The organism is Arthrobacter sp. GMC3, from assembly GCF_002929305.1.
Lineage (GTDB): Bacteria > Actinomycetota > Actinomycetes > Actinomycetales > Micrococcaceae > Specibacter.
Genome location: NZ_PJIO01000032.1, coordinates 1 through 6,863 on the forward strand (window position 1 = coordinate 1; position 6,863 = coordinate 6,863).

Sequence of the window (6,863 nt, forward strand, 5' to 3'; positions counted from 1 at the left end):
TGGTCCTGCCGGATATCATCCAGACGAGTGTCATCAACGTTGGTAACAAACAGCGGATGCTTCGCACGTTGACCGATGTTGAGGATTGCCGCAATCTGCCAGTCAGCCACTTTCTGTGCTGCAGCCATTTCGCGCGCTTTACCTTTCACCGCCTGACGCACTGCCAGCGCGACGCGCGCGCCGGTCTGGGTAACGTCTTCGCCCAGCACCAGTACCGCATCGTAAGATTCGATTTCGCGCAGAGCAGGAGTATAAATGCCGCCTTCACGCAGTACTTTCAGCGCCAGTTGCAGACGTTCCTGCTCACCGTGAGCGATACCGGTGTAGAAGTTTTCTTCGCCCACCAGCTCACGCAGCGCAAAGTTGCTTTCCACGCTGGCGCGCGGAGAACCAATGCCGATCACTTTCTTCGACTGACGCAGAATATCTGCTGCGCCCTGCATTGCCTGTTCGGCGTTGAGGGTAATGAAATCATCGCCACGACGCTGTACTGGCTGACGCGGACGATCTTTCAGGTTGACGTAACCGTAACCGAAACGACCACGGTCGCAGAGGAAGTAGTGGTTTACCGTACCGTTGTAACGGTTTTCGATACGACGCAGTTCGCCATAACGCTCGCCGGGGCTGATGTTACAGCCGATGGAACATTGCTGGCAGATGCTCGGCGCAAACTGCATATCCCATTTACGGTTGTAACGCTCGGAGTGCGTTTTGTCGGTAAATACGCCGGTCGGGCAAATTTCGACCAGGTTACCGGAAAATTCGCTTTCCAGCGTGCCGTCTTCCGGGCGACCGAAGTAGACGTTGTCGTGCGCACCGTAAACGCCCAGATCTGTACCGTCAGCGTAATCTTTGTAGTAACGCACGCAGCGGTAGCAGGCGATGCAGCGGTTCATTTCGTGAGAGATGAACGGTCCCAAATCCTGATTACGGTGGGTACGTTTGGTGAAACGGTAGCGACGGAAGCTGTGTCCGGTCATCACGGTCATATCCTGAAGATGGCAGTTACCGCCTTCTTCACATACCGGACAGTCGTGCGGGTGGTTGGTCATTAACCACTCGACCACACTTTCACGGAACTGTTTCGCTTCTTCGTCGTCAATGGAAATAAAGGTGCCATCGGAAGCCGGTGTCATACAGGACATCACCAGGCGACCACGCGTGTCTTCCGCGTTTTGGTATTGCTTCACCGCACACTGGCGGCAAGCACCGACGCTTCCCAGCGCCGGATGCCAGCAAAAGTAAGGAATATCAAGGCCCAGAGACAGACAAGCTTCCAGCAGGTTGTCCGCTCCGTTGACCTCGTATTCTTTGCCGTCTACATGAATTGTAGCCATTAGCATGCTTCCAGTTTTCTCAGTCAGAGACTGAGCGTTAATCGAAATTCGGTTACCAGCGCTCTTTCAGCAGGTTCGGCTGAATCCCATTAATCAAATGGGTATTGCTGAACGGCTGTTTGATTCCCGCCTCAAATTCTTCGCGGAAATATTTGATGGCGCTCTGTAACGGCTCCACTGCACCAGGTGCGTGGGCACAGAAAGTTTTACCCGGGCCTAAGAATCGACACAGTTGCTCAAGTGTTTCGATATCGCCTGGCTGACCTTCACCACGCTCCAGCGCACGCAGAATTTTCACGCTCCACGGCAGACCGTCGCGGCACGGCGTACACCAGCCGCAGGACTCACGGGCGAAAAACTCTTCCAGGTTACGCACCAGCGACACCATGTTGATCTCATGGTCAACCGCCATCGCCAGCGCCGTACCCAGACGGCTGCCCGCTTTACCGATACTTTCGAATTCCATCGGCAGGTCAAGGTGCGCTTCGGTCAGGAAGTCAGTCCCCGCGCCGCCTGGCTGCCAGGCTTTGAATTTCAGACCGTCACGCATACCACCGGCGTAATCTTCGAGGATCTCGCGTGCGGTGGTGCCGAACGGCAGTTCCCACAGGCCCGGATTTTTCACCCGACCGGAGAAGCCCATCAGCTTGGTGCCAGCATCTTTACTTTTCGAGATATTCTGATACCACTCCACGCCGTTAGCGAGGATCGCCGGAACGTTACACAGGGTTTCGACGTTGTTGACACAGGTCGGTTTACCCCATGCGCCGGAGGTCGCCGGGAATGGAGGCTTCGAGCGTGGGTTAGCACGACGTCCTTCCAGGGAGTTGATTAACGCTGTTTCTTCGCCGCAGATGTAGCGCCCTGCCCCGGTATGGACGAACAGTTCGAAGTCAAAACCTGTTCCCATAATATTTTTGCCAAGCAGACCTGCTTCGGTGGCTTCGGCAATGGCACGGCGTAGATTCACTGCCGCTTCGATATATTCGCCGCGCAGGAAGATATAGCCACGGTAAGCTTTCAGCGCAAACGCGGAGATGAGCATGCCTTCCACCAGCAGGTGCGGCAGTTGCTCCATCAGCAGGCGGTCTTTATAGGTGCCTGGCTCCATTTCATCGGCGTTACACAGCAGGTAACGGATGTTCATGGATTCGTCTTTCGGCATCAGGCTCCATTTCAGGCCGGTAGAAAAGCCCGCGCCACCGCGCCCTTTCAGACCAGCGTCTTTTACCTGATTAACGATTTCGTCCGGAGACAGCCCGGTCAGCGCCTTACGCGCGCCTTCGTAACCGTTTTTGCCGCGATATTCGTCCAGCCACACTGGCTGTTTGTCATCGCGCAGACGCCAGGTCAGCGGATGCGTTTCGGGAGTACGGATAATGTTTTTCATTTATACCGCTCCAGCAGTTCAGGGATCGCTTCCGGGGTCAGATGCGCGTGAGTGTCCTCATCGATCATCATGTTTGGCCCTTTATCACAGTTCCCCAGGCAGCAAGTTGGCAGCAGCGTAAAGCGGCCATCAAATGTCGTTTGCCCTGGTTTGATGTTCAGCTTTTTCTCGAGTGCCGCCTGAATACCCTGATACCCGTTGATATGACAGACCACGCTGTCGCAATAACGGATCACATGGCGACCAACCGGCTGGCGGAAGATCTGACTGTAGAACGTTGCCACACCTTCGACGTCGCTTGCCGGAATACCCAGCACATCGGCGATCGCGTGGATCGCACCATCCGGCACCCAGCCACGCTGCTTCTGAACGATTTTCAGCGCTTCAATGGACGCCGCACGCGGGTCTTCGTAGTGGTGCATCTCGTGCTCAATCGCTTCACGCTCTGCCGCACTCAGCTCAAAAGCCTCGGTTTGTGGTTGTTGATTCTCGTGCATAATTAGCGGTCCACATCTGACATAACAAAATCGATACTGCCCAGATAAACAATCAGGTCAGACACCAGGCCGCCGCGGATCGCCGCCGGAATTTGCTGCAAATGCGCATAACTCGGCGTGCGGATACGAGTGCGATAACTCATGGTGCTACCGTCGCTGGTCAGGTAGTAACTGTTGATCCCCTTGGTCGCCTCAATCATCTGGAAAGATTCATTGGCAGGCATCACCGGCCCCCACGACACTTGCAGGAAGTGGGTGATCAGGGTTTCGATATGTTGCAGCGTGCGCTCTTTCGGCGGCGGCGTGGTCAGCGGGTGATCCGCTTTGAACGGGCCTTCCGGCATGTTGTTGAGGCACTGCTCAAGAATGCGCAGACTCTGGCGCAGCTCTTCCACTTTAAGCATTACGCGGGTGTAGCAGTCAGAAACGCCACCACCCACCGGGATTTCAAAGTCGAAGTTTTCATAGCCAGAATAAGGACGCGCCTTACGCACGTCGAAGTCGATCCCGGTAGCACGCAGGCCCGCGCCAGTGGTGCCCCACTCCAGCGCCTCTTTCGCGCCATAGGCGGCAACGCCCTGGGAACGACCTTTCAGAATGGTGTTTTGCAGCGCCGCTTTCTCGTAAGACGCCAGACGTTTCGGCATCCAGTCGAGGAACTCACGCAGCAGGCGATCCCAGCCGCGCGGCAGGTCGTGCGCTACGCCGCCAATACGGAACCACGCCGGGTGCATACGGAAACCCGTGATCGCTTCCACCAGATCGTAAATTTTCTGACGATCGGTAAAGGCGAAGAACACTGGCGTCATTGCGCCGACGTCCTGAATAAAGGTCGAGATATACAGCAGGTGACTGTTGATGCGGAACAGTTCGGAGAGCATAACGCGAATGACGTTAACGCGATCCGGCACGGTGATCCCGGCCAGTTTCTCTACCGCCAGCACGTAAGGCATTTCGTTAACGCAGCCGCCGAGGTATTCGATACGGTCAGTATACGGAATGTAGCTGTGCCAGGACTGGCGTTCGCCCATTTTCTCCGCACCACGGTGGTGGTAACCGATGTCTGGTACGCAGTCGACAATCTCTTCGCCATCGAGTTGCAAAACGATACGGAAAGCCCCGTGCGCCGACGGGTGGTTCGGACCGAGGTTGAGGAACATGAAGTCCTCGTTTTCGGTGCCGCGCTTCATCCCCCACTCTTCCGGTTTGAAGGTCAGGGCTTCCATCTCCAGATCCTGTTTGGCTTTGGTCAGCTCAAACGGCGAGAATTCGGTAGCGCGCGCCGGATAATCTTTACGCAGCGGGTGACCTTTCCAGGTTTGCGGCATCATGATGCGTCGCAGGTTCGGGTGACCGTCGAAAGTAATGCCAAACAGATCCCAGGTTTCACGCTCATACCAGTTAGCGTTCGGGAACAGTTTGGTGAAGGTCGGTACGTGCAGGTCGTTTTCTGCCAGCGCCACCTTCAGCATGATGTCGCGGTTACGATCGATAGAAATCAGATGGTAGAAAACGGAAAAATCCGCGGCAGGTAACCCTTCGCGGTGTGTGCGCAGACGTTCGTCCATGCCGTGTAAGTCAAACAGCATGACGTAAGGTTTCGGCAGTTTCTTTAAGAAATCGCCAACTTCCAGTAATTGTTCACGCTTGATCCACACAACGGGAACCCCGGTGCGAGTCGCCTGAACAGTAAAGGCATCCGGCCCAAAACGGTTGCGCAGTTCGCCAATCACCGGATCATCAAGATGATCGCGGGTCTGCCAGGCGGGTTCTTGCGCGGTTAAGTCGGTCATATTGTTCACCATTGCAAATGGTCCGTGGTGACTGTCGGCGCAGTAAGCTTCGCGAAATAGATTTAGGAATAAGCGAAGAAAAATCCCTTTGCCGACAGGCGCAAATTAAATCTCGTCAGGTGTACGCAGGTTAGTTACGGCAATGCGTTCACCGCGCTTGCGTTCGCGCTCTGATTGCATATTGGCGCGATAAACGCCCTGATCGCCAACCACCCAGGAGAGCGGACGACGTTCTTTGCCGATAGATTCCTGCAACAGCATCAGTGCCTGCATGTACGCTTCAGGACGCGGCGGGCAGCCCGGGATATACACATCAACCGGGATGAATTTATCGACGCCCTGCACAACGGAATAAATATCGTACATACCACCAGATTTGGCACAGGCACCCATTGAGATAACCCATTTTGGTTCCAGCATCTGGTCATACAGACGCTGAATGACCGGTGCCATTTTGGTAAAGCAGGTTCCTGCAACCACCATCAGGTCAGCCTGACGCGGCGAAGCACGCAATACTTCTGCGCCAAAACGCGCCACGTCATGCACCGCGGTAAACGAAGTCACCATCTCAACGTAACAGCAGGAAAGACCGAAGTTATACGGCCAAATTGAGTTTTTACGACCCCAGTTAACCATGTCATTGAGCTTGCCCATAAACACGTTTTTGTTAACTTCTTGCTCCAGAGGGTCGGTTACGATCTCCTGCTTTTGCAGGGGGTAACGGTCGTTCTCACCGTTGGGATCTATGCGGGTGAGCGTATAATCCATCTTAATGCCTCGCGGTTAGCGTTGACGATTAGCGATACTGTTCGTTTCCGGGTTCATACGCTCGCGGCGTGAACGCGCGGGCGTCCAGTCCAGCGCGCCAATACGCACCAGATAAACCAGACCTGCCAGTAACACAAAAATAAAAATTGCAGCTTCCACAAAGCCTACCCAGCCGCTTTCGCGGATAGAGGTTGACCATGCGAACAGATACAGCGCTTCAACGTCGAAGATAACGAAGAACATGGCCACCAGATAAAACTTGGCGGACAGGCGTAAGCGGGCGGAGCCGACCGAGTCGATACCGGATTCAAACGGCACGTTTTTCGACCTCGCGCGTGCGCGACCGCCTAAAAACCAACCGCCTACCAGCATCAGGCAACACAGGCCAATGGCAACGATAAGAAAGATAGCGAATGCCCAGTGATGAGCGATGACTTCAGTGGATGTTGACATACTCATTGCTTACTCATCAAAAGTAGCGCCAGATTCACTGCTCTTCACGGCAGATGGACGCCACATCGATTCATGGGGAGGAATAAAAAAAACCTTACAATCACTGTAGAAATTCTTTTATACAGCTAATTGATGTGGTTTTTTACTCCTTTCTATAACCTTTTGTCAACTTTAACAAAAGTTTCTTCACATTAGTTTACATAATATCAACACCATTAGCATTTAATGCCCTTTCACCCCAGATCCTTGACGACTCCAGGATAATTAGATGTTGTTGAATCGTGTCCGTTGTGAAGCAATGGAAAAAATACGGGTCTATTTTGACAGGAATTTGTGTCGATTCCTCCCCCCAAAAGAGAGTATTTTCTTGATCTGTGACACGCTTTTGTCATTCCATAACAAAAACGCAGCAACAAATTTACGTATTTTTTAACATCATTGTAGCAGGTGATTTTTTTCAGGCGATTATTTGTGCGTTCGGGACGTGAATCTCTGGTGGTTGAAAAATGAACAGTTTTGTACGTTCTGCACTATGCGAGGAAGGATTTTTACTAAAAAAAAGCCGCTGGGGTTTAAAACACCCCCAGCGGCTCGTTTTTTACACTATTGTCTCAGGAATTATCTA

Annotated in this window: 6 protein-coding genes; all 6 read right to left on the reverse strand. The window is 53.4% G+C overall.

The annotated features are described in order from the left end of the window. The coding region (gene nuoG / locus CXQ94_RS23490) for an NADH-quinone oxidoreductase subunit NuoG (RefSeq protein WP_146070396.1) at positions 1–1,337 on the reverse strand (1,337 nt) is incomplete at its 3' end. A gap of 52 nt (positions 1,338–1,389) precedes the next feature. Then, positions 1,390–2,727: an NADH-quinone oxidoreductase subunit NuoF gene (gene nuoF, locus CXQ94_RS23495; RefSeq protein WP_104092559.1), complete on the reverse strand. Its 1,338-nt coding sequence runs from the start codon at positions 2,725–2,727 to the stop codon at positions 1,390–1,392. Continuing rightward, positions 2,724–3,224: an NADH-quinone oxidoreductase subunit NuoE gene (gene nuoE, locus CXQ94_RS23500; RefSeq protein ID WP_000545042.1), complete on the reverse strand. Its 501-nt coding sequence runs from the start codon at positions 3,222–3,224 to the stop codon at positions 2,724–2,726. Before nuoE ends, nuoF begins: the two co-directional genes overlap by 4 nt. Before the next feature lie 2 nt (positions 3,225–3,226). After that, positions 3,227–5,029 (reverse strand): NADH-quinone oxidoreductase subunit C/D, encoded by a 1,803-nt coding sequence (gene nuoC / locus CXQ94_RS23505; protein WP_104092560.1) that lies wholly within the window; start codon positions 5,027–5,029, stop codon positions 3,227–3,229. Between the two features lie 93 nt (positions 5,030–5,122). Next, on the reverse strand, positions 5,123–5,785 hold the full coding sequence (gene nuoB, locus CXQ94_RS23510) for an NADH-quinone oxidoreductase subunit NuoB (protein ID WP_104092561.1): 663 nt from the start codon (positions 5,783–5,785) through the stop codon (positions 5,123–5,125). 15 nt (positions 5,786–5,800) lie between these two features. Next, positions 5,801–6,244 carry an NADH-quinone oxidoreductase subunit NuoA gene (gene nuoA, locus CXQ94_RS23515; protein ID WP_000062997.1) on the reverse strand — a complete coding sequence of 148 codons (444 nt, stop codon included), beginning with the start codon at positions 6,242–6,244 and terminating at the stop codon, positions 5,801–5,803. Positions 6,245–6,863: the final 619 nt, after the last annotated feature.

Excerpts from the sequence above, each read along its gene's own strand:
- nuoF (WP_104092559.1), bottom strand. The coding sequence starts at position 2,727 with ATGAAAAACATTATCCGTACTCCCGAAACGCATCCGCTGACCTGGCGT.
- nuoE (WP_000545042.1), bottom strand. The coding sequence starts at position 3,224 with ATGCACGAGAATCAACAACCACAAACCGAGGCTTTTGAGCTGAGTGCG.
- nuoC (WP_104092560.1), bottom strand. The coding sequence starts at position 5,029 with ATGGTGAACAATATGACCGACTTAACCGCGCAAGAACCCGCCTGGCAG.
- nuoB (WP_104092561.1), bottom strand. The coding sequence starts at position 5,785 with ATGGATTATACGCTCACCCGCATAGATCCCAACGGTGAGAACGACCGT.
- nuoA (WP_000062997.1), bottom strand. The coding sequence starts at position 6,244 with ATGAGTATGTCAACATCCACTGAAGTCATCGCTCATCACTGGGCATTC.